This window comes from Pseudomonas sp. MAG733B (assembly GCF_036884845.1).
Classification (GTDB): domain Bacteria; phylum Pseudomonadota; class Gammaproteobacteria; order Pseudomonadales; family Pseudomonadaceae; genus Aquipseudomonas.
Genome location: NZ_CP145732.1, coordinates 5015381 through 5036646, shown reverse-complemented (window position 1 = coordinate 5036646; position 21266 = coordinate 5015381). Strand labels below are relative to the sequence as shown.

The window sequence follows — 21266 nt, the reverse complement described above, 5'->3', positions numbered from 1 at the left end:
TTCCACGCCCGAAAAAATAAATACCGCGCGAGGGAATAAACCGCTGCGCGGTTCGTCTGCCTGATTCTTCTCACTCGCGGCCGATGGCCCTGGAGTCTTTCATGGTAGATCGATCATCACCGCCAACCCGGCCACCGTTGAGTGCCGCGAGCCTGACATTGCGTCTGGCCGGCATTGCCGTGGTCGTCGCCGCCGTGGCCGGGGCGTTTGCCTACGTCAACGGCGCGCTTGACCCACAGCGCCTGACGCCGAAAAAACTGATCAATGTGCTGGAAACCAACAACGGCGTGCATCCCGGATTCCGTCGCAATCACTCCAAAGGCGTGTGCGTGATCGGCCATTTCGAGAGCAGCGGCGAGGCGCGCAGTTATTCCACGGCGCAAGTGTTCAATGAGCCGCGCACCCCGGTGGTCGGACGATTGGCCCTGCCGGCCGGCAATCCTTATGCCCCGGACAATGCCGTGCCGATCCGCAGCCTGGCATTGCGTTTCACCCAGGCCAACGGCCAGCAATGGCGCACCGGGATGAACAGCATGCCGGTGTTCCCGGTGGGCACGCCCGAGGCGTTCTATCAATTCCAGCAGGCGCAATCGCCGGACCCGGCTACCGGCAAGCCGGACCCCAAGGCTGTGCCGGCATTCTTCGCAGCGCACCCGGAAGCCGTGCCGTTTCTGACGTGGGTCAAGACGGCCAGGCCTTCGGCCAGCTACGTGACCGAAACCTACAACAGCGTCAACGCGTTCTATCTGGTGAACGCCGCCGGGCAGCGGCAAGCGGTGCGCTGGAGCATGGTGCCGGTGGCTCAGGACGCACCGGGTGCCACGGCGCCGGAAGGCAGCGATTTTTTGGAGAAGGATCTGGTGCAACGGATCGCCGCTGGGCCGCTGCGTTGGCAGTTGAACATCACGTTGGCTAACCCCGGCGACCCAGTGAACGACGCCAGCAAAGCCTGGCCCGAAGGGCGCAAAGTGTTGAACGCCGGCACGCTGGTGCTTGAAAGCACCCAGCCGCAACTCAGCGGCGAGTGCCGTGATATCAACTACGACCCCTTGGTATTGCCCGCCGGTATCGAAGGTTCCGACGACCCGTTGCTCGCCGCTCGTTCAGCTGGTTACGCCACGTCCTACCTGCGTCGCACCAGCGAAGTCAGCCAATTGCCCGCCGCCAAACAGGAGGCCCAGCAATGAGCACTCAACCCAACCACTTCGCTCCTCTGGCGCGCTTGCTGCACTGGCTGATGGCGCTGATGATCATCGCCATGTTGTTTATCGGCGCGGGCATGGTCGCTTCGGTGTCTGAGCGACATGAAATGCTGATCCACCTGCACAAACCCTTGGGCGTTGCGATTCTGCTGTTGGTAATCGTGCGTCTTGTGGTGCGTTTTTCCACCACGCAGCCTCCATTACCCGCCGACCTGCCGGGTTGGCAAGCACTCGCGGCCAAAGCCTCGCATGTGTTGCTGTACGTCTTGATGCTGGTTTTGCCGTTGCTGGGTTGGGCGATGATTTCGGCGTCCGGCGAACCGGTGATGCTCAGCAGCTCGCTGCAATTACCATCGATCGTTGCGGCCAACGCTCAGGTGTTTGCGTTCCTGCGCAAGGCCCACGGGTATCTGGCGTACTTGCTGTTTTTGACCGTGCTGCTGCATTTGGCGGCGGCGTTGTTTCATGCCTGGGTACGTCGGGATGATGTGCTGGACAGCATGTTGCGGGGTAAGGATCGCGGCTGAACTCCGCGACACACACGACCAATGTAGGAGCTGCCGCAGGCTGCGATCTTTTGTCTTTGCTTTTAAAGGTCAAGATCAAAAGATCGCAGCCTGCGGCAGCTCCTACAGGTTGGTGTAGCCCCCCACCTGTCAACTTTGACAGTTTCGCCATCTCGAAAAGACGCGTTCAATGCTCGAAGACTGCAGTGGCCTCGGATGGGGCCAGTCGAACAGCACTGTTCGTGTCATTCAGGGAGACGAGTCATGTTCAAGACTGCAGGTGTGCGTTTTATGCGAGGTGTTTGTACTTCGCTGTCGGTTGTGTTGTTGGCTGGGTTGCTTGGAGCGTGTGCTCATTCACCTGCGCCAGATCCCGCTGGGCCGAAAAGTTGGGTTGTGGAGAATGTGGCGAGTAAGACAACGGCAGAACTTTATGCGGATGTAATTAAACCGGGGGTGTTTGAGCGGTCGAGTTCGAAGGTGATTGATGGTTATACCGTTGAGAGCGGGAATCTATTAATGCCGGACAAGTCTGTCGGCTCATTGGTGACGGTCAGGTCTGGTGACGGTGGGTTGACTGCTGTTATTGAACAACCAGGAAACAAAGGTTTGCTTGTAATCAACGGTAAAGGTGATAGTCGGTATACTCCTTTTCCAAAGCGAGATTATTCACTCCCGGATACGGTCGTGGAAGACGCAAAGACTGTTGTACCGGAGTCGCGCACTTCGGAGGGCCCCTATGTCATCGAAATGCTCATCGGATATTCACGTTCTGCGGTTGAGGCCGCTGGTGGAGACGCTCATGCCAATGCATTGGCTCAAGTGGAAAGCGTCAATCTGGCTCTGCGTAACTCTCAAGTAACCAATGTTTCGATGAAATTGGTCGGGGTGCAAGTCGTTGAGACTAATTATCCACTCACGCCTGATACGCTAAGCCGATTGCCTGAGATATTTTCTGCCAGTATGCAAGCATTTGATCCAGATATGCTGTATGGGATTTTTTCCGGTCATCCCGATGATTCGGCCGTTGGTTGGGCGTACGTGCCAGGCCGTTTAGCTTTGGGGTATGTCTATGGAGAGGCGTTTCGTCATGAAGTAGGCCATAACGTGGGTGGGGGGCACTGTCATGAGCCGGGAGGAGGTTATAACTTCGGTTTCAATAATGGGAAATCCACCACTGCTCAATGTGGAAATGAAGCCCCTTACTATTCAACTTCAGCCGTTCGAGATCAACACGGCTTGCCGTTGGGTAATACAGCTACTGCTAACATGGCTCGAGTATGGCGCGAGAATGCGGATCGGCTATCCTCATACACTAATCTACCATCCAATACTCATCGAATAGCTCTGAATCTCAACGGAAGCACTACCACGCAGACCGTGAATTTGAGCGTGTTAAGGAGTTATCAGGCTGGTGTAGTTACTTTGGCTCCAGACCAAGGTCCAACAACGCTTGTTTATGCGATAGCAGGCTACAACAGGCTAACTGTGGAACTAGAAAATAGTAGTGGTGTGAAACATACCATTTATTTGCGTGGAGAGCGTGCGTTGGGGAGGTGTGGTTGGTATGCCATGAACTCTTATATTGGTTGTCAAAATTCGGAGCAAAATCAGATTGATTTTTCTTTCAAACTGACATTTCTTGAAGCAGATAATCCCGGTCTACCTTCAGGTATATTTAACGGAGCACTGAAAATGAAGGCGCGTAATTTGTCAGGTAGTTGGGAGGTTCCCATCAACGTGCTGGTGTCCCTGCAAAAATAAACAAAATTTTAATGATTTCTGCATTCCTTGCGATTCATGGCCTCATTGAGGCCATGATTTGTTGATCGGCGTATTAGCGAAGAATACCAACCATATCCGCCACAGTCGTCAAAACATCCTTCCCCAACTGCTTCGACCGCTTGCCCGACCACCCCGTCAACGGGTTCGGATGTTCGTCGTGATCCTTGAACGGCATTTCCAGGGTCAGTGACAGGCAATCAAACTTCTGGCCAACGCTGTTGCAGGCCAGCGTCATGTTGGCTTGCCCCGGTTCGTCGCGGGTGTAGCCGTGTTTGGTCTGGAAGTCCTTGGTGGTGTGCTTCAGGTGGCTGCGGAAATGCTCTTCGAGTTTTTCGATGCGCGGCGTGTAGCCCGGGTTGCCTTCGCACGCGGCGGTGAACACGTGAGGGATTTCCTCGTCACCGTGCGCGTCGATGAACATATCGACGCCGTACTTTTCCATCTGCTGCTGTACGAAAAACACTTCCGGACTGATTTCCGGGCTGGCGTTCTGCCATGCGCGGTTCAGGTCCTGGCCCATGGCATTGGTGCGCAGGTGGCCGTGGAAGGCACCGTCCGGGTTCATGTTCGGCACCAGGTACAAGTCGGCACTGGCCAGCAGTTTATTCAGCACCGGGTCGTCGTGGTGTTCCAGGCGTTCGATCACACCTTCCATGAACCACTCGGCCATGTGTTCGCCCGGATGTTGCTGGGCGATGATCCACACTTTGCGTTGGCCTTCAGCGCCGGTGCCTTTGCGCAGCAACTGGATGTCGCGACCTTCGACGCTCTTGCCGGTGGCCAGCAGTTCGGTGCCGGCCTTGGTCAGCGCCTGTTCGATGAGCCAGTCGTGGCGGCCACGGCTGTAGGGTTCGAAGTAGGCGAACCAGGCGTGGGTTTGCGTGGCTTCAAGGCAGAAGCGCAGGCAGTCGCCTTCGAAGATGGTTGGCACGCGGAACCAGTTGACGTGGTCGTACGACGCGACCGCCTGATAACCGTCCCAGGCCTTGTTGTACGAAGACTGGCTGGCATTGTTCAGGCGAAACCAGTGTTCCTGACCGACGTGCAGGCCGCTGGCCTTGAAGTGGAACCATTGAAAGTGATTGCTCTTGGTATCGGGGCGGATCGCCAGCAGGGGCTTGAGCGGGTCGCTGAGGTCAATGACCTGAATGTTGCCGCTGTCGAAATTGGCACTGATGTCGAGAGAGGATTTAGCCACGGTCAGGGTTCCTGATTTAGATTTTATGGCGGCTACTTTACACGCAAGAGTAAAGGGTTAGGAGCGCAGAAAAAACGTTTCATCCCCATGAGCGCCGTTCTGTTTCGTCGCTCACCGATCGCCGCGACGTTCGATTGCAGTCAAAGGTTTCAGTTGTGTTACCAGCAGCACCTCTTTGGGGCCTGTCGACCCCAGACTGGGGCATTTCAACTCGTTACCCGACTCTGATCAATCCGCGCACCGGCGTCCTACATTCTCAATAAATCAACCTAATCAATCACCTGCATGTACCAGGCGTAATCTGGCATGCATCGTGCTTTTTTGGCTTTATGGATAATTGGATACAAAAATACAAAAGGTGCACCGATGAAATTTGCCCCTGTTTACACCGAGCGCCAGCCTGTTACCGCCGAGGAAGAGGCTTACAATTTTCTTCTCGAGGCCATCTGCAAGGGACGTTACCGCACCGGCGAGCGGCTGATCGCCGAGGACATCGCCGGTGAAATCGGCATGAGCCGCATGCCCGTGCGCGAAGCCTTCCGCCGTCTGGATGCCGACGGCCTGGTGACGCTGCGGCCCAATCGCGGCGCCATCGTTCGCGGCTTGAACATCGACGAAATGCGCGAAGTCTTCGAGATGCGCAGTGCCCTGGAAGGCCTCGCCATCCGGGTGGCTGTCACCAAAATGAGCGAGCGCCATTTCAGCCATCTGGAGCGTCTGCTCGATGAGATGGACGATTACCGCGAGGACGGTGCCGAGTGGGTCAGCCGCCATCGCGCCTTCCATGAATACCTGTGCAGCTTGAGTGAGCGCCCGCGCCTGATGCGGCAAATTTCGGCGCTGTATTCGGTGATCGAGCCGCACATGCGCCTATGGCTGCAACACGCCGACAAACCCCGCAGTGCCCGGGACGAACACGCCTCGATCGTGACCGCGTTGCGTTCCGGCGATCCGGATAAGGCAGCCGCCGTGGTGTGCGAGCACATCGAAGGCACCATCCCGCGGTTGATTCAGTTTCTTGAGGCTCATCAGTAGAAGAACAAACACATCCCCCGTTGCAGCCACCTGGAGTCATGTCATGCAAAAGCCTTGCGCGTTAGTTGCGGTGTTCACCTTGAGTCTGTGTTCCCAATGGGCGTTTGCTGCCCCCGAGTTACCCGAGCGATTAAGCAAGAGCGAAAAGATCGTCTATTGCTCCGGCATGGACTCACCGCCGCTGGTGTCGTTTGACCTGAAGCAAAAACCGGTCGGACTTCAGGTCGACATGGGCGAAGCGATTGCCAAACGCCTGGGTGACAAGAAAGTCGAATGGCGCATCTCGCCTTTCGCCGGGTTGATCCCGGCATTGCTGGCGCAGCAGTGCGACATGATCGTCGATCAACTGTTCGACAAACCCGAACGCCGCGAAGTGATCGACATCGTCAACTTCATGTATTCCAGCCAGTCGATCGTCGTGCCCAAGGGCAACCCGAAATCGGTGAGCACGCTGGAGGATTTGTCGGGGCTCAAGGTCGCGGTCAGTAACGGTTCGACCATCCGCATGCTGCTGGGCAAGGAGAACGAAAAGCTTGAAGCGGCCGGCAAGGCGCCGATGAAACTGGTGGTGTACAACGTCGATGCCGATGCGTTCCAGGCCTTGCGCATCAACCAGGTAGACGCCTTCGGCACCACGGTCGAGTCCGCCGGACACTATCAGCAACTGGCTCCTGACCTGTTCCAGTCAGCGGTGCCAGCCTTCAATCGCATCCTCACCGGTTTTGGCGTCCGCAAAAGCGATCCGCAACTGACCGTGGCGTTGACCGAAGTCCTGCAAGGCATGCGCGCCGACGGCAGCTACACCGCGCTCCTCAGTAAATGGCATGTCGACAGCGACAAACTGGACTGAGGGAAAACCAGATGAATTTCAATTGGGATGTGTTCTGGCAGTACCTGTTGCAGCCCAGCGATGTGTACCTGACGGGGCTCTGGCTGACTTGCCTGATCAGCGTTTCGGCGATGTTGCTCGGTTGTGTGCTGGGGCTGATCGCGGCGTTGATGAAGCTGTCGAGTAACCCGTTGTTGCAATACCCGGTGCGCTTTTATGTCTGGCTGATGCGCGGCACGCCGTTGCTGGTGCAGATCGTGTTTCTGTACACGGCGTTGGCGGCGGGCGGGATTTTCCGCTTTGAAGACCTGGACCTCGGCTGGTTCATCGTGCCGGGCAACATCCAGGCGGCGATCATCGCTCTGGGCCTCAACGAAGGCGCCTACATGGCCGAAATCATTCGGGCCGGCATCGGTGCGGTGGACAAGGGGCAGTACGAAGCCGGGCGGTCCCTGGGCATGACGTTCCCCAAATTGATGCGCCGCATCGTGCTGCCGCAAGCGTTCCGGGTGATCGTGCCGCCGCTGGGCAACGAGTTCAACGTGATGCTGAAAAACACCACGCTGGTCAGCGTGATCGGGGTGCAGGAACTGCTGCTCAGCACGCAAATGGTGACCTCGGCGACCTTCCGCGTGTTCGAGTTGTACCTGGTCGTGGCCATCTACTTCCTGGCGTTGACCACACTCTGGGGCTTTTTCCAGCGCTGGCTGGAGACACGTTTCGGTCAGTCCGATCGCCCGGCACCGGCCGCCAGCCGGATGTTCGGACGCAACACCATGAAACTGTTGAGAGGGCGTTGAGATGGCGCACATGAGTGAAGAACTGGTCATCGAAGCGCTGGATATCCACAAGTCGTTTGGTGAGCTTGAGATTCTCAAGGGCATTTCCCTGCAAGTGAAACGCGGTGAAGTGGTGGTGCTGATCGGTGCGTCGGGCTCCGGTAAAACCACGTTTATCCGCTGTATCAATTTGCTGGAGGACATCCAGTCGGGGCAGATCCGCGTCGCGGGTCAGCCGATGGGCTATCGCACCCGGGCCGATGGCAGCCTGGTCCGGGATTCGGAGCGCAACATTGCTCGCCAGCGTCGGGACATCGGCATGGTGTTCCAGCGATTCAATTTGTTCCCGCATATGACGGCTCTGGAAAACATCATCGAGGCGCCCATCCAGGTGCTGGGTGTTTCGCGCGCGGCGGCGCTGGAGCAAGCGCGGGCGCTGCTCACGCGGGTGGGGCTGGCGGAAAAGGCCGATCATTACCCGTCGATGTTGTCCGGTGGCCAGCAGCAGCGGGTGGCCATCGCCCGGGCATTGGCCATGAAACCCCAGGCCATGCTGTTCGATGAGCCCACCAGCGCCCTTGACCCCGAGACGGTGGGGGAAGTGCTGCAAGTCATGAAGGAGCTGGCCGAGGAGGGCATGACCATGGTCGTTGTCACCCATGAAATGGGGTTTGCCCGTGAGGTGGCTGATCGGGTGGTGGTGCTCGATCAGGGCGAACTGATCGAACAGGGGCCGCCTGAGCAGATTTTCAGTCAGCCGAAGCACGCGCGTACCCGCGCCTTTCTCAGTCGAGTGTTGTAAGCCCATCAAACAAATTTGTGTGAGTCCTGCCATGTTCAAATTTTCTGCCCATGAATATCCCTACGCCTCACAACGTCAAAGCGTCTTCGCCAAACGCGGCATGGTCGCCGCTTCACAACCACTGGCCGCTGAAGCCGGAATTGAAATCATGCGTCGTGGTGGCAATGCCATCGATGCAGCGATTGCCACCGCCGCAGCGTTAACCGTTGTCGAGCCCACCGGTTGCGGTATTGGTGGCGACGCGTTTGCGTTGGTCTGGACGCAAAACAAATTGCACGGTTTGAACGCCAATGGCGCTGCGCCACAAGCCTTGAGCATCGAGGCGGTTAAAGCCGCGGGCCATGAAAAGATGCCGTTGCATGGCTGGACGCCGGTCACCGTTCCGGGTTGCCCGTCGGCCTGGGCTGAGCTGTCCAAACGTTTCGGTCGACTGCCGTTTGCCGAGTTGCTGCAACCGGCAATCAGTCTGGCGCGCGATGGCTTTCCCGTGTCGCCGGTGGTTGCGCTGCAATGGCAAAGCGCACTGGAGGATTTCACACCCGACCGCAGCGAGGTGCTTGAAAGCTGGTTCGAGACCTTTCTGATTGAAGGTCGTGCGCCCCGTGCCGGTGAACTGTTCCGCAACCCGGCCCAGGCTCGCACCCTCAGCGAGCTGGCGGCCAGCGGTTGTGAAAGTCTCTACCGTGGTGCGCTGGCACAACGGCTGGACGCACACTCCCGGGCCACGGGTGGTTACTTGCGCGCCAGCGACTTGCAGGACTACCGCGCGCAATGGGTCGAGCCGATCAAGGTCAATTATCGCGGGGTCGACGTCTGGGAGATTCCACCGAGCGGGCAGGGGCTGGTGGCCTTGATGACATTGAAGATACTTGAGGGCTTCGATTTCGATCACCGCGACAGTCAACAGACCTGGCATCGTCAACTCGAAGCCATGAAACTCGCCTACAGCGATGGCTTGCACTACATCACGGATCCGGAACACATGCGGGTTGCTGTCGATGACTTGCTGAGTGAACACTATGCAAGCCATCGCCGAGCGCAGATTGGCGAACAGGCAATCGCGCCGCAGCCGGGCGATCCCCACGCCAGCGGCACCGTCTACCTGGCCACCGCCGACGCCGATGGCAACATGGTTTCATTTATCCAGAGCAACTATCACGGGTTCGGTTCCGGCGTGGTATTGCCCGACAGCGGTATCGCCCTGCAAAACCGTGGCGAAGAATTCAGCCTCGATCCCGGGCATTCCAACTGCCTGGCCCCTGGCAAAAAGACTTTCCACACCATCATTCCCGGGTTCCTCAGCAAGGACGGTGAGGCGATGGGGCCGTTTGGCGTGATGGGCGGTTACATGCAGCCGCAAGGGCATGTGCAAATGGTGATGAACCTGGTGGATTTTGGACTCAACCCGCAAGCGGCCCTTGATGCGCCGCGCTGGCAATGGCTGGGCGGACTGAAGGTCGGAATCGAACAGGATGCATCACGGGACATGGCGGCGGCGCTGGCACGGCGTGGTCACACGGTGGAAGTTGCCTGCGATCTCACCAGTTACGGGCGAGGGCAGATCATCCTGCGTGATCCTGAAACGGGAGTGTTGTGCGGGGGAACCGAGCCGCGAACGGATTCGCATATCGCGGTGTATTGAAAGGGCTGGAAGGGGGTATCAAGGGGGGCGTCCTCCTTGACGCCGAGGCAGCTTAGAGATTGTGCGATTGATTCTCAAGTGCTATTTGCCATTAGTTTGCCCTAATGATCACAGGCTTCTCTTGCCAACAAATATTCTTTTGATATCATCCGCGCCATCGAATTTGCGGCACCTAAAGACTTCATTAGCCTGAAGCCATAAGCCAGAAAACTGGCAAAAAAAGACCCGGCAAAAAGCCGGGTCAAAAACCGTGATTAGCCTGATGAGGAGATAGTCCAAAAGACCGACCTAAGGTCTTTTGGTCCATCGACTGATCTCGCGACCAGCTGATGCAATAATAATCATTCTCGTTTGCAAGTCAAATGATTTTATCTGCGCGATTGGAAAATTCTTTCCAGTCCTCTCTTTTTTACACCTTCGCTTCAACCGATTTGATGTCTCTCCAGTGACCGATCCACCATGGCTTTGGCCATGTCGATCATGTGCACTGCCGAAAACGCCAAGTCCCGACTTGAACCCTGCAAATGGCTGGCTGACTCGAAAGCCGTGGCTGCGGCACAGCGCAGCAGGTCTGACGCATGGACCAGCGCCTCCTCGCTGCTGATATTTCGGTTCACATCAAAGAAACGTTCCGCGACCCCTTCCTCTGAAACAGCCGGTTTCAGGTAATAGTCCAGTGCGCGCTGGGCGGCGGCCGAACCTTGCGGTGAGGTGAGGGAGGTGTCGATTTGCATATCAGGCAGGTCGTTGGCGGGTTGGCTCATGGTGGGGGAAAGCTCCGTGATTGATTCAGATCCGTGAATCCATCCTAGTACGATATGTATTTGTGACCATAGTTTAAATACTACAATTTGTGTTTTGATGGGCGGAGTCCACCCCGTATCGTGCCGCACATGGATAAATGGATTGAATTGGTCAAGGCCAAGATGAGTGAGCTCAAAGTCACTCAAGAGATACTCGCCGACCGCCTCGGGATGTCCCAGGGTGGCGTTGGTCATTGGCTGAATAAGCGTCGCGAGCCCGGCATCGACAACATGAACCGCGTGTTGAAGGCGCTCGGGATGGATTTTCTCGAGGTGGTGTTGGTGATTCGCGAGCCTCAAGAGCCGCAGGACGACGGGATTTCCCTGACGCAAAAGTACAACCCGTACTTCCGCTACCCGGTCAGTGACTGGCGGGAAACCGGGGAAGTCCGCGATGGCGAACAGGCGCAATACCGTTTTGAACTGTCGGACTACCACGCACAAGGCGCAGCATTCTGGCTGACGGTCACGGGCGATGCGATGACCGCACCCAGTGGCCTCAGCATCGCCGAAGGCATGTTGATCCTGGTGGACCCGGACGTGGAAGCAGTGCCTGGCAAACTGGTCATAGCCCAGTGGCGAGACAGCAGCGAGGCGGTTTTTCGCAAGTTGATCGAAGAGGGCGGGCAGCGTTACCTGGTCCCGCTCAATCCGACGTATCCGAAAGCCCTTTACACCGAAGGGTGCCGAATCATCGGCGTGGTGGTTCAGGCAACAGCCAAGTTCTGATCAGATCGGTCCTCGCAGCGCGTAGGACCGATCTTCCTTTCACGCCTCTTCCAGCTCGACCAATGCACTACTTTCGCTGACCATTTCGCCTTCCTGGCAATACAGCGCCTTGATCACACCCGCATGCGGTGCACGAATGCTGTGCTCCATCTTCATCGCTTCCAGCACCACCAATTGCGCCCCGGCTTCGACCGTTTGCCCGGCCTCCACTAGCACCCGCACGATGCTGCCGTTCATCGGCGCAGTCAGCCCACCTTGATGACTATGGCTGGCCTCGACGGCACTGATCGGGTCGTACGACTCGATGCGATGCAGCTCACCGTCCCATTGCAAATACACATGTTCACCCCGACGGATCGCCCGATGCTGGCGGCGCACGCCGTTGTGTTCGGTCAGCAATTGCTCGCCCCGGAGCTGAGCGTTGATGTCGCCCAAAGTCAGCGCACGATCCTGGCCTTCACAACTCAGGTGCAGGGTGATTTCCGCTGGCAATCCGGCGCGGAAACCGTTGCCGACGGCCCATGGCGAACACGGATCATCACTGCGTGTTGAACGGTGCTGGCTCTGGGCAAACGCCTGGGCAGCGGCTTGCCAGAATTCGTCACTGAGTTGCGCAGGTGCTGGCAGCAGTTGTTCCTGATAACGCGGGATGAACCCGGTATCCAGCTCCGCCGCGGCAAACGCCGGGTGGCCGATGATGCGCCGCAGAAAGTTGATGTTGGTCTTCAGTCCGCCAATGGCGAATTCATCCAGCATGCTTAGCAGGCGCAATCTAGCCTGTTCACGGTCCTCTCCCCAGGCAATCAGCTTGCCGAGCATCGGGTCGTAGAACGGCGAGATTTCATCGCCTTCTTCAACGCCGCTGTCCACTCGACGGCCCGCACCCGGCGCGGATTCGCGATACAGCTCCAGACGCCCGGTCGCGGGCAGGAAGTCATTGCCCGGATCTTCGGCATACAGCCGCACTTCGATCGCATGGCCGAGCAGCGGCACCTGATCCTGAGTCATCGGCAACGCTTCGCCGCGTGCCACGCGAATCTGCCACGCCACCAGGTCGAGGCCAGTGATGGCTTCGGTGACCGGGTGTTCCACTTGCAGGCGGGTGTTCATCTCCATGAAGAAGAACTCGCCGCGAGCATCCAGCAGGAACTCCACGGTGCCGGCGCCGACATAGCCGATTGCCTGCGCCGAACGCACGGCGGCTTCGCCCATGGCGCGGCGCAATTCCGGGCTCAGGCCAGGCGCCGGCGCTTCTTCGACGACTTTCTGGTGCCGACGTTGAATCGAGCAGTCACGTTCGTTGAGGTACAGGCAGTTGCCGTGCTGATCGGCGAACACCTGGATTTCCACGTGACGCGGTTTGAGCAGGTACTTCTCCACCAGCATCCGCGAATCGCCGAACGACGAAAGCGCTTCACGTTGGGCCGAGGCCAGGGCTTCGGCCAGTTGGCTGACGTCCTCGACCACTTTCATGCCTTTGCCGCCGCCACCGGCCGTGGCCTTGAGCAGCACCGGGTAGCCGATGCGTTCGCAGGCATCGCGGAAGGTGTCGAGGTCTTGAGCCTCGCCGTGATAGCCCGGCACCAACGGCACGCCAGCCGTTTCCATCAGGGCCTTGGCGGCGGACTTGCTGCCCATGGCGTCGATGGCCGAGGCGGGCGGGCCGAGGAAAATCAGGCCTGCCGCTTCGATGGCGCGAGCGAACCCGGCGTTCTCCGACAGAAAGCCATAACCGGGATGGATCGCCTGGGCGCCGCTGGCCTTGGCCGCGGCGATCAGTTTGTCGATTTGCAGGTAACTCTCAGCGGCTTTGCTGCCACCCAGGTCGACGCGGATATCCGCCTCGCGGCTGTGGCGGGCGTCTCGGTCGGTGGCGCTGTGCACGGCCACGGTGGTCAGGCCCAGGGCCTTCGCGGTGCGCATCACCCGGCAAGCGATTTCGCCACGGTTGGCCACCAGCAGGGTAGTGAGGACAGGTGCGCTCATCAACGCGGCTCCTTGGTGGTGGTTTCGGCTTGCCAGCTCGGCGGACGTTTCTGCAAAAAGGCACGCAGACCTTCCTGGCCTTCGGGGCTGACGCGGATGCGGGCGATGGCGTTTTCGGTGTAGCGACGCAGTGCCGGGTTCAGCGAACCGTCGCCGACTTCACGTAGCAAGTCCTTGCTGGCACGCATGGCGGCAGGACTGTTGAGCAGCAGGTTGTCGATCCACTGATCGATTTTTTGCTCCAGCTCGGCAATCGGATAACTCTCCGACAACAGGCCCAGTTCCCGTGCCCGTTGCCCGCCAAAGCGTTCAGCGGTCAGGGCATAGCGCCGGGTGGCGCGCTCGCCGATGGCTTGCACCACGAACGGGCTGATCACCGCCGGTGCCAGGCCGATGCGTACTTCCGACAGGCAGAACTGCGCGTCATCGGCACCGATGGCCATGTCGCAGCAACTGATCAGGCCCAACGCACCGCCAAAGGCTGCGCCTTGCACCACGGCCAGGGTCGGGACTTTCAGTTTGGCCAGGTTGTACATCAACTCCGCCAGTTCCCGGGCGTCGTCGAGGTTGGTGTGGTAATCGAGTTCGGCCGACTGCTGCATCCACGCCAGATCGGCGCCGGCGCTGAAGTGCTTGCCACGGCCTCGGACGATCAGGAAGCGCAGGCTGGCATCGCTCGCGACCTTGTCCAGTGCGAGGATCAGTTCGCGGATCATCTCGGCGTTGAAGGCGTTATTCTTTTCTTCGCGGCTGAGCCACAGCGTGGCGAAACCACGGGGGTCGGTCAGCAGTTCGAGGGTGTTGAAGTCGCTCATGTTCTTCCGTCTCCACGGTCCTTGTGGGAGCGGGCTTGCTCGCGAAGAACGATAACGCGGTGCATCAGATGAACCGCGGCGAATCCTTCGCGAGCAAGCCCGCTCCCACAGAAAATCACATCCGGAACACGCCGAAGCGGCTCGGTTCGATTGGCGCGTTCAACGACGCGGACAAGGCCAGGGCCAACACATCGCGGGTCTGGGCCGGGTCGATGACACCGTCGTCCCACAAGCGAGCGCTGGAATAGTAGGGGTGTCCCTGTTCTTCGTATTGGTCGAGGATCGGTTGCTTGATCTCGGCTTCCTGCTCGGCGCTGAAAGCCTGGCCACTGCGTTCGGCCTGTTCGCGCTTGACCTGCACCAGCACGCCGGCCGCCTGTTCGGCGCCCATCACGCCGATGCGCGCATTCGGCCACATCCACAGGAAGCGCGGATCGTAGGCGCGCCCGCACATGCCATAGTTGCCCGCACCGAAGCTGCCGCCGATGATCACGGTGAACTTCGGCACTTTGGCGCAGGCCACGGCGGTCACCAATTTTGCGCCATGTTTGGCGATGCCGCCGGCCTCGTATTTCTGGCCGACCATGAAACCGGTGATGTTTTGCAGGAACAGCAGCGGGATGCGGCGTTGACAGGCCAACTCGATGAAGTGCGCGCCTTTCTGCGCCGCTTCAGCGAACAGGATGCCGTTGTTGGCGAGGATCGCGATCGGGTAACCGTGCAGGTAGGCAAAACCGCACACCAGCGTAGTCCCGAACAGCGCCTTGAACTCGTCGAACACCGACCCGTCCACCAACCGCGCAATCACTTCGCGCACATCGAACGGCTGCTTGGCGTCGGCCGGGACTACGCCGTACAACTCGTCGCTGCTATAGAGCGGGGCGATCGGCGTGCGTTGCTGAACCTCGCCTTGCTTGCGCCAGTTGAGGTTGGCCACGCTGCGTCGCGCGATGGCGAGGGCGTGTTCATCGCTTTCGGCGTAATGGTCGGCTACACCGGAAATCTTGCAGTGCACATCGGCCCCGCCGAGGTCTTCGGCGCTGACCACTTCACCGGTCGCGGCTTTCACCAGCGGCGGGCCGGCGAGGAAGATCGTCGCTTGCTCGCGGACCATGATCGCTTCGTCAGCCATCGCCGGCACATACGCGCCGCCGGCGGTGCAGGAGCCCATGACCACGGCAATCTGTGGAATGCCCATAGCGCTCATGTTGGCCTGGTTGAAGAAGATCCGGCCGAAGTGTTCGCGGTCCGGAAACACTTCATCCTGACGCGGCAGGTTGGCGCCGCCGGAGTCCACCAGATAGATGCACGGCAGGCGGTTTTGCTGGGCGATGGTCTGGGCGCGCAGGTGCTTTTTCACGGTCAGCGGGTAATACGAGCCACCTTTCACCGTGGCGTCGTTGGCAACGATCATGCATTCGACGCCTTCCACACGGCCAATCCCGGCAATCACGCCAGCGGCGGGAACGTCCTCACCATAAACCTCGTAGGCCGCCAGTTGGCTGATCTCGAGAAACGGCGAACCCGGATCGAGCAGGCGGTTGATGCGCTCGCGAGGCAACAATTTGCCTCGCGAGGTGTGGCGTTCTTGAGCTTTCGGACCACCACCTTGCGCGACTTGGGCGAGCAAGGTGTGCAGCGCGTCGACCTGTTTGAGCATCGCCGCGCTGTTGGTCGCGAACTCCGCTGAACGGGGGTTGAGCTGGGTATGCAGGATAGCCATGGACAGCTCCGTTTAGCGGGTTTCGTTGAACAGTTCGCGACCGATCAGCATGCGACGGATCTCACTGGTGCCGGCGCCGATTTCGTACAGCTTGGCGTCACGCAGCAGACGGCCGGCCGGGAATTCGTTGATGTAGCCGTTACCGCCGAGAATCTGGATCGCGTCGAGGGCCATTTGCGTGGCGCGTTCGGCGCTGTAGAGGATCACCCCGGCAGCGTCCTTGCGCGTGGTTTCGCCGCGCTCGCAGGCCTGGGCCACGGCATACAGGTAGGCGCGGCTGGCGTTGAGTTGGGTATACATGTCCGCGACCTTGCCCTGGATCAGCTGGAACTCGCCGATGCTTTGGCCGAACTGCTTGCGGTCGTGGATGTACGGCACGATCAAGTCCATGCACGACTGCATGATCCCGGTCGGGCCGCCTGAAAGGACGACGCGCTCGTAATCGAGGCCGCTCATCAGCACTTTCACGCCGCCGTTGAGCACGCCGAGAATGTTTTCTTCCGGCACTTCAACGTCATCGAAAAACAGTTCGCAGGTGTTCGAGCCGCGCATGCCGAGCTTGTCGAACTTGTTGCTGCGGCTGAAGCCTTTCCAGTCGCGCTCGACGATGAAAGCGGTGATGCCGTGCGGGCCTTTTTCCAGGTCGGTCTTGGCGTAGATCACGTAGGTGTTGGCGTCAGGACCGTTGGTGATCCAGGTCTTGCTGCCGTTGAGCACGTACTTGTCGCCACGTTTTTCGGCGCGCAGTTTCATCGACACCACGTCGGAACCGGCGTTCGGCTCGCTCATGGCCAGGGCGCCGATGTGCTCGCCGCTGATCAGCTTCGGCAGGTATTTGGCTTTCTGTTCGTGATTGCCGTTGCGGTTGATCTGGTTGACGCAGAGGTTGGAGTGGGCGCCGTAGGACAACGCCACCGAGGCCGAGCCACGGCTGATTTCTTCCATTACCACCACGTGGGCCAGGTAGCCGAGGCCAGCACCGCCGTACTCTTCAGGAACGGTGATGCCCAGCAGGCCCATGTCGCCGAATTTGCGCCACAGGTCGGCGGGGAACAGGTTGTCGATGTCGATCTGAGCGGCGCGCGGGGCGATCTCTTTGGCGACGAAGGACTGAACCTGATCGCGCAGCATGTCGATGGTTTCACCGAGGGCAAAATTCAGGGATGGGTAGCTCATGGGTCACCTTTTGGCTTTTTTGTAGGGTGGGGAGGGCAGTGATTCGGCTCTCACCTTTACGTTAACGTAAGCCTGTGACGAAAGGCTGTCAATCACCCTTTACGTTAACGTCAACTTGAGCGAGAGTAGAGACAGTTCAAGATAGAATGCGGACCCACTTTGTGGGAGCGGGCTTGCTCGCGAAGGCGGTGTTTCAGTCGGTATATGTGCTGACTGATGCGACGCTTTCGCGAGCAAGCCCGCTCCCACAAGAAGCCGCGGCAAGCCCATTAATAAAGACAATAGGGGTCGTCATGGATCAACCCAGTGCAAGCCCGCAACGCAGTTACACCCGTGGTTCCCAGGACAAAGCCTTGCTGGCGATGACCATTGGCCAGGCGTTCGATAACACTGTCGCGCAGTACCCGACCGCAGAAGCGCTGGTCGTACGCCATCAACAGCTGCGCTACACCTGGCGGCAACTGGCGGATGCGGCGGATGCGCATGCCAGGGCATTACTGGCGCTGGGCTTGCAGGCTGGTGACCGTCTCGGCATCTGGGCGCCGAATTGCGCGCAATGGTGCATCACGCAGATTGCCACGGCGAAAATCGGCGTGATCCTGGTCAACATCAACCCGGCCTACCGCAGCTCCGAACTCGAATACGTATTAAAGCAGTCGGGTTGCCAGTGGCTGGTCTGCGCCGGGGCTTTCAAGACCTCGAACTACCACGCCATGCTGCAAGGCCTGGTGCCTGAGCTGGCCGAGCAATCCATCGGCAAATTACAGAGTGAACGCTTGCCGGATCTTCGCGGCGTGATCAGCCTGGATGCGCAGCCGCCCAGCGGTTTCCTGCCGTGGTCGCAATTGGCCGATCTGGCTAGCAGCGTGTCGGGCGAACAACTGCGCGAGCGTCAGGACAGCCTGCATTTCGATCAGGCGGTAAACATTCAGTACACCTCCGGCACCACCGGTTTCCCCAAGGGCGCGACCCTCAGTCACTACAACATTCTCAACAACGGTTACATGGTCGGTGAAAGCCTTGGCCTGACCGCCGCGGATCGCCTGGTGATCCCGGTGCCGTTGTATCACTGCTTCGGCATGGTCATGGGCAATCTCGGCTGCATCACCCATGGCAGCACCATGATTTACCCCAACGATGCCTTCGACCCGCTGCTGACCCTCAGCACGGTCGCCGAAGAAAAAGCCACTGCGCTCTACGGTGTACCGACCATGTTCATCGCCATGCTCGATCAGCCGCAGCGTGGCGAATTCGACCTGTCGAGCCTGCGCACCGGGATCATGGCGGGGGCGACGTGCCCGATCGAAGTGATGCGTCGTGTCATCAGCGAAATGCACATGAGCGAGGTGCAGATTGCCTACGGCATGACGGAAACCAGTCCGGTGTCGTTGCAGACCGGTCCGTCAGACGAGCTGGAGTTGCGCGTCACTACTGTCGGCCGCACCCAGCCGCAACTGGAAAGCAAGATCATCGACGAGGCAGGCAACCTTGTGCCGCGCGGCACCATCGGCGAGTTGTGCACTCGCGGTTACAGCGTGATGCTCGGTTACTGGAACAATTCTGAGGGCACCGCAGAAGCGATCGATCAGGCAGGCTGGATGCATACCGGTGATCTGGCGAGCATGAACGACGAGGGTTACGTGTGCATTGCCGGGCGTAACAAGGACATGATCATCCGCGGCGGTGAGAATGTTTACCCGCGGGAGCTGGAAGAGTTTTTCTTTACCCACCCGGCCGTGGCCGACGTGCAGGTGATCGGCATTCCTTGCTCGCGCTACGGCGAAGAGATCGTTGCCTGGATCAAATTTCACCCCGGCCACAGCGCCACCGAGCAGGAGCTGCAAGCGTGGTGCAAGGAGCGCATCGCGCACTTCAAGACACCGCGTTACTTCAAGTTCGTCGAGGAGTTTCCGATGACGGTGACCGGCAAGATCCAGAAATTCCGGATGCGCGAGATCAGTATCGAGGAGTTGCGCGTCGATAAAGCCTGACTCATTTCCCTGTGGGAGCGGGCTTGCTCGCGAAAGCGGTGTGTCAGTCAATACATGCGTCGACTGACACACCGCTTTCGCGAGCAAGCCCGCTCCCACATTGGATCGAGAAAAGCCAGAACACCAGACAGCACAAAGGGGAGCCGAAGCTCCCCTTTAATTTTCGTTGCGCGTGCTCTTTTTTTATTATTGAGGGTCGGTCTGTTTTTGTTTTTGGCAACCGTTGCCCTTTACCGCTGTTTTTGGCGATCCCCATTCGGGATCAAGAGCAAACGTATTTTTTTGAGCGCTGATCTACTTTCTCGCTGAGCGATCCAACCGATTCGGGAGCTACCTGAAGGTAGTTTTATTATTCTCTGTCCGGTTGCGGGTAACTCCGAAAAGCACCCTGAAAAGCACATCTTCTCCAAAAAAATCTGTTAGCTGCGTCTCTGCCGTGTTGTTTTTGTTATGTCAGAGTCGTTACGTCTTGTTTTTATTAGGGTTGCCGCAATTTTTTTATTCTTGTTGTGCGATAGATATAGCAGGAGCCGTGCCAACTTTTAAAAACCCTTTAAAATCAACGCTTTAAGTTTTTGAAGGGTTTTTCGTCTCAGGTAAAACCCTACATTTTGTTTCCGTGTTACTCGCTTGCGCCCACGTTTCAGAGGTTGCGGTAACACCCGGACACATTCCCCCCACTCATTGTGTGCTGCGAGCCTTGGCCACACGCGAACCGGTCGGGCGACCCAACACGTTGCAGATTTGCTGGCCGGCCAGGATCAATGCGTCGAGGTCGATTCCGGTTTCGATACCCAGGCCGTTGAGCAGGTAAACCACGTCTTCGGTGGCGACGTTACCGCTGGCGCCCTTGGCGTATGGGCAGCCGCCGAGGCCGGCGATGGAGCTGTCGAACACCGCGATGCCTTCCAGCAGGCTGGCGTAGATATTCGCCATGGCCTGACCGTAGGTGTCGTGGAAATGCCCGGCCAGTTTTTCTCGCGGCACGTCAGCCGACACCACTTCGAACATCTTGCGCGTTGCGCCGGCGGTGCCGGTGCCGATGGTGTCGCCCAGCGAAACCTCATAGCAGCCCATGGCGTAGAGCTCGCGGGCGACCAGGGCGACTTGCTCAGGTTTGACGTGACCTTCATAAGGGCAGCCCAGTACGCAGGACACGTAACCGCGCACCGTCACGCCGTGTTGTTTGGCGGCGTCCATGATCGGCACGAAACGCTCCAGGCTTTCGCTGATCGAGCAGTTGATGTTGCGCTGGGAAAACGCTTCCGACGCTGCCGCGAACACCGCGACTTCCTTGACCCCGCTGGCCAATGCATCTTCAAAGCCGCGCAGGTTGGGGGCGAGGGCGCCGTAGGTTACGCCCGGTTTGCGCTGGATTTGTGCGAAGACGTCAGCGGAACCGGCCATCTGCGGCACCCACTTGGGCGAAACGAAACTGCCGACTTCTATATAGCCCAGGCCCGCAGCCGTGAGCGCGTCGACCAGTTGCACCTTGTCGGCGACGCTGATGGGTTGGGCTTCGTTTTGCAGACCATCGCGGGGGCCGACTTCGACCAGGCGTACTTGGGTGGGGAGGGACATGGGGATTCGACCTGTGTTGATTGTTCGGAGAACCCTGTAGGAGCGAGCCTGCTCGCGATGGGCTCCCAGGCACCGCGTTTATCCCGCAGACATGCGTCATCGTTGACGACCATCGCGAGCAGGCTCGCTCCTACAAGGGGTCGGGGTTTATTGAATCGATTCCTGGCTTTTGAGCGTCTGTTCCAGCGCCTGCACGCAGCGCTCTTCGGCAGTATCCAGCTCCAGTTTCATCTGTTCGATGTCCAGCAATTGCTGTTCCAGCTGTTCCCGGCGTTCGCTGATTTTCGCCAGCATGCTGTGCAGTTGCTTGGTGTTACCGCTGGAGGGGTCGTAAAGCTCGATCAACTCGCGGCATTCGGCCAGGGAAAAACCGATGCGCTTGCCCCGCAGGATCAACTTCAGGCTGACCTTGTCACGGGGCGAGTAGATACGTTCCTGACCACGACGTTCAGGGCTGAGCAGGCCTTGCTCTTCATAAAAGCGAATAGCGCGGGTGGTGATGTCGAGCTCGCGGGCGAGGTCGGAGATGCTGTAGGTCTGGCTGCTCATGGAAGCGCTCACGAAAGGTCATGGCGCTAAGCTAAAGGTAGGTTGACGTTTACGTCAAGGGGCAGGGTTTTAGGTGGCTCGCTCTGGCCCCATCGCGAGCAAGCTTTGCTCCTACGGGGCGGTGGCGAACCTGTA

General features: G+C 58.8%; 18 protein-coding genes. 10 read left to right on the top strand and 8 right to left on the bottom strand.

Annotated features, from left to right (window positions below):
- The first annotated feature begins 101 nt into the window (after nt 1-101).
- The 3 genes from V6Z53_RS23000 to V6Z53_RS22990 all read left to right on the top strand — a co-directional run bounded on the left by V6Z53_RS23000 (nt 102) and on the right by V6Z53_RS22990 (nt 3472).
- Nucleotides 102-1187 (top strand): catalase family peroxidase, encoded by a 1086-nt coding sequence (locus V6Z53_RS23000; protein ID WP_338581931.1) that lies wholly within the window; start codon nt 102-104, stop codon nt 1185-1187.
- The gene (locus V6Z53_RS22995; protein ID WP_338581930.1) at nt 1184-1729 is read left to right on the top strand and encodes a cytochrome b/b6 domain-containing protein; all 546 of its coding nucleotides are present in this window, start codon (nt 1184-1186) and stop codon (nt 1727-1729) included. Before V6Z53_RS23000 ends, V6Z53_RS22995 begins: the two co-directional genes overlap by 4 nt.
- A 243-nt stretch (nt 1730-1972) precedes the next feature.
- Nucleotides 1973-3472, top strand: coding sequence for a hypothetical protein (locus tag V6Z53_RS22990; RefSeq protein WP_338581929.1), 1500 nt, complete (start codon nt 1973-1975; stop codon nt 3470-3472).
- Nucleotides 3473-3545: 73 nt separating this feature from the next.
- Here V6Z53_RS22990 and V6Z53_RS22985 read toward each other — a convergent pair whose 3' ends face one another.
- On the bottom strand, nt 3546-4697 hold the full coding sequence (locus V6Z53_RS22985) for a M14-type cytosolic carboxypeptidase (protein WP_338586551.1): 1152 nt from the start codon (nt 4695-4697) through the stop codon (nt 3546-3548).
- Between the two features lie 360 nt (nt 4698-5057).
- Here V6Z53_RS22985 and V6Z53_RS22980 point away from each other — a divergent pair, with 360 nt between their 5' ends.
- Genes V6Z53_RS22980 through V6Z53_RS22960 form a run of 5 tightly spaced genes read left to right on the top strand, consistent with a single transcriptional unit; the run spans nt 5058 to nt 9778 of the window.
- Nucleotides 5058-5726 (top strand): GntR family transcriptional regulator, encoded by a 669-nt coding sequence (locus tag V6Z53_RS22980; protein ID WP_338581928.1) that lies wholly within the window; start codon nt 5058-5060, stop codon nt 5724-5726.
- A 43-nt stretch (nt 5727-5769) separates the two neighbouring features.
- Complete coding sequence (locus V6Z53_RS22975) at nt 5770-6576, top strand: ABC transporter substrate-binding protein (protein ID WP_338581927.1); 807 nt, start codon at nt 5770-5772, stop codon at nt 6574-6576.
- Nucleotides 6577-6587: 11 nt separating this feature from the next.
- Complete coding sequence (locus tag V6Z53_RS22970) at nt 6588-7355, top strand: amino acid ABC transporter permease (protein ID WP_338581926.1); 768 nt, start codon at nt 6588-6590, stop codon at nt 7353-7355.
- Nucleotide 7356: 1 nt separating this feature from the next.
- A complete protein-coding gene (locus V6Z53_RS22965; RefSeq protein WP_338581925.1) occupies nt 7357-8136 on the top strand; it encodes an amino acid ABC transporter ATP-binding protein in 780 nt (259 codons plus the stop codon).
- A gap of 31 nt (nt 8137-8167) precedes the next feature.
- Nucleotides 8168-9778 (top strand): gamma-glutamyltransferase family protein, encoded by a 1611-nt coding sequence (locus V6Z53_RS22960; protein WP_338581923.1) that lies wholly within the window; start codon nt 8168-8170, stop codon nt 9776-9778.
- 422 nt (nt 9779-10200) lie between these two features.
- Here V6Z53_RS22960 and V6Z53_RS22955 read toward each other — a convergent pair whose 3' ends face one another.
- On the bottom strand, nt 10201-10542 hold the full coding sequence (locus V6Z53_RS22955; RefSeq protein WP_338581922.1) for a DUF3077 domain-containing protein: 342 nt from the start codon (nt 10540-10542) through the stop codon (nt 10201-10203).
- 129 nt (nt 10543-10671) lie between these two features.
- Here V6Z53_RS22955 and V6Z53_RS22950 point away from each other — a divergent pair, with 129 nt between their 5' ends.
- Nucleotides 10672-11310: an XRE family transcriptional regulator gene (locus V6Z53_RS22950; RefSeq protein ID WP_338581921.1), complete on the top strand. Its 639-nt coding sequence runs from the start codon at nt 10672-10674 to the stop codon at nt 11308-11310.
- 39 nt (nt 11311-11349) lie between these two features.
- On the opposite strand, the gene V6Z53_RS22945 is transcribed toward V6Z53_RS22950, so the two are convergent.
- From V6Z53_RS22945 to V6Z53_RS22930, 4 genes are all read right to left on the bottom strand, one after another.
- On the bottom strand, nt 11350-13296 hold the full coding sequence (locus V6Z53_RS22945) for an acetyl/propionyl/methylcrotonyl-CoA carboxylase subunit alpha (RefSeq protein WP_338581920.1): 1947 nt from the start codon (nt 13294-13296) through the stop codon (nt 11350-11352).
- Nucleotides 13296-14111 carry a gamma-carboxygeranoyl-CoA hydratase gene (locus V6Z53_RS22940; protein WP_338581919.1) on the bottom strand — a complete coding sequence of 272 codons (816 nt, stop codon included), beginning with the start codon at nt 14109-14111 and terminating at the stop codon, nt 13296-13298. The genes V6Z53_RS22945 and V6Z53_RS22940 overlap by 1 nt, the downstream gene beginning before the upstream one ends.
- A 115-nt stretch (nt 14112-14226) precedes the next feature.
- Nucleotides 14227-15834 (bottom strand): carboxyl transferase domain-containing protein, encoded by a 1608-nt coding sequence (locus V6Z53_RS22935; RefSeq protein ID WP_338581918.1) that lies wholly within the window; start codon nt 15832-15834, stop codon nt 14227-14229.
- A 12-nt stretch (nt 15835-15846) separates the two neighbouring features.
- Nucleotides 15847-17010 (bottom strand): isovaleryl-CoA dehydrogenase, encoded by a 1164-nt coding sequence (locus V6Z53_RS22930; RefSeq protein WP_338581917.1) that lies wholly within the window; start codon nt 17008-17010, stop codon nt 15847-15849.
- Nucleotides 17011-17303: 293 nt separating this feature from the next.
- Here V6Z53_RS22930 and V6Z53_RS22925 point away from each other — a divergent pair, with 293 nt between their 5' ends.
- Nucleotides 17304-19001, top strand: coding sequence for an AMP-binding protein (locus V6Z53_RS22925; protein ID WP_338581916.1), 1698 nt, complete (start codon nt 17304-17306; stop codon nt 18999-19001).
- Nucleotides 19002-19682: 681 nt separating this feature from the next.
- Here V6Z53_RS22925 and V6Z53_RS22920 read toward each other — a convergent pair.
- Both V6Z53_RS22920 and V6Z53_RS22915 read right to left on the bottom strand, forming a co-directional pair.
- Nucleotides 19683-20582, bottom strand: a complete 900-nt coding sequence (locus V6Z53_RS22920; RefSeq protein ID WP_338581915.1) for a hydroxymethylglutaryl-CoA lyase — start codon at nt 20580-20582, stop codon at nt 19683-19685.
- A gap of 147 nt (nt 20583-20729) precedes the next feature.
- Nucleotides 20730-21131 (bottom strand): MerR family DNA-binding transcriptional regulator, encoded by a 402-nt coding sequence (locus V6Z53_RS22915; protein WP_007980992.1) that lies wholly within the window; start codon nt 21129-21131, stop codon nt 20730-20732.
- Nucleotides 21132-21266: the final 135 nt, after the last annotated feature.

Coding starts and splice junctions, on each gene's coding strand:
- V6Z53_RS23000 (WP_338581931.1), top strand. CDS start 102: ATGGTAGATCGATCATCACCGCCAACCCGGCCACCGTTGAGTGCCGCG.
- V6Z53_RS22995 (WP_338581930.1), top strand. CDS start 1,184: ATGAGCACTCAACCCAACCACTTCGCTCCTCTGGCGCGCTTGCTGCAC.
- V6Z53_RS22990 (WP_338581929.1), top strand. CDS start 1,973: ATGTTCAAGACTGCAGGTGTGCGTTTTATGCGAGGTGTTTGTACTTCG.
- V6Z53_RS22980 (WP_338581928.1), top strand. CDS start 5,058: ATGAAATTTGCCCCTGTTTACACCGAGCGCCAGCCTGTTACCGCCGAG.
- V6Z53_RS22975 (WP_338581927.1), top strand. CDS start 5,770: ATGCAAAAGCCTTGCGCGTTAGTTGCGGTGTTCACCTTGAGTCTGTGT.
- V6Z53_RS22970 (WP_338581926.1), top strand. CDS start 6,588: ATGAATTTCAATTGGGATGTGTTCTGGCAGTACCTGTTGCAGCCCAGC.
- V6Z53_RS22965 (WP_338581925.1), top strand. CDS start 7,357: ATGGCGCACATGAGTGAAGAACTGGTCATCGAAGCGCTGGATATCCAC.
- V6Z53_RS22960 (WP_338581923.1), top strand. CDS start 8,168: ATGTTCAAATTTTCTGCCCATGAATATCCCTACGCCTCACAACGTCAA.
- V6Z53_RS22955 (WP_338581922.1), bottom strand. CDS start 10,542: ATGAGCCAACCCGCCAACGACCTGCCTGATATGCAAATCGACACCTCC.
- V6Z53_RS22950 (WP_338581921.1), top strand. CDS start 10,672: ATGGATAAATGGATTGAATTGGTCAAGGCCAAGATGAGTGAGCTCAAA.
- V6Z53_RS22945 (WP_338581920.1), bottom strand. CDS start 13,296: ATGAGCGCACCTGTCCTCACTACCCTGCTGGTGGCCAACCGTGGCGAA.
- V6Z53_RS22940 (WP_338581919.1), bottom strand. CDS start 14,111: ATGAGCGACTTCAACACCCTCGAACTGCTGACCGACCCCCGTGGTTTC.
- V6Z53_RS22935 (WP_338581918.1), bottom strand. CDS start 15,834: ATGGCTATCCTGCATACCCAGCTCAACCCCCGTTCAGCGGAGTTCGCG.
- V6Z53_RS22930 (WP_338581917.1), bottom strand. CDS start 17,010: ATGAGCTACCCATCCCTGAATTTTGCCCTCGGTGAAACCATCGACATG.
- V6Z53_RS22925 (WP_338581916.1), top strand. CDS start 17,304: ATGGATCAACCCAGTGCAAGCCCGCAACGCAGTTACACCCGTGGTTCC.
- V6Z53_RS22920 (WP_338581915.1), bottom strand. CDS start 20,582: ATGTCCCTCCCCACCCAAGTACGCCTGGTCGAAGTCGGCCCCCGCGAT.
- V6Z53_RS22915 (WP_007980992.1), bottom strand. CDS start 21,131: ATGAGCAGCCAGACCTACAGCATCTCCGACCTCGCCCGCGAGCTCGAC.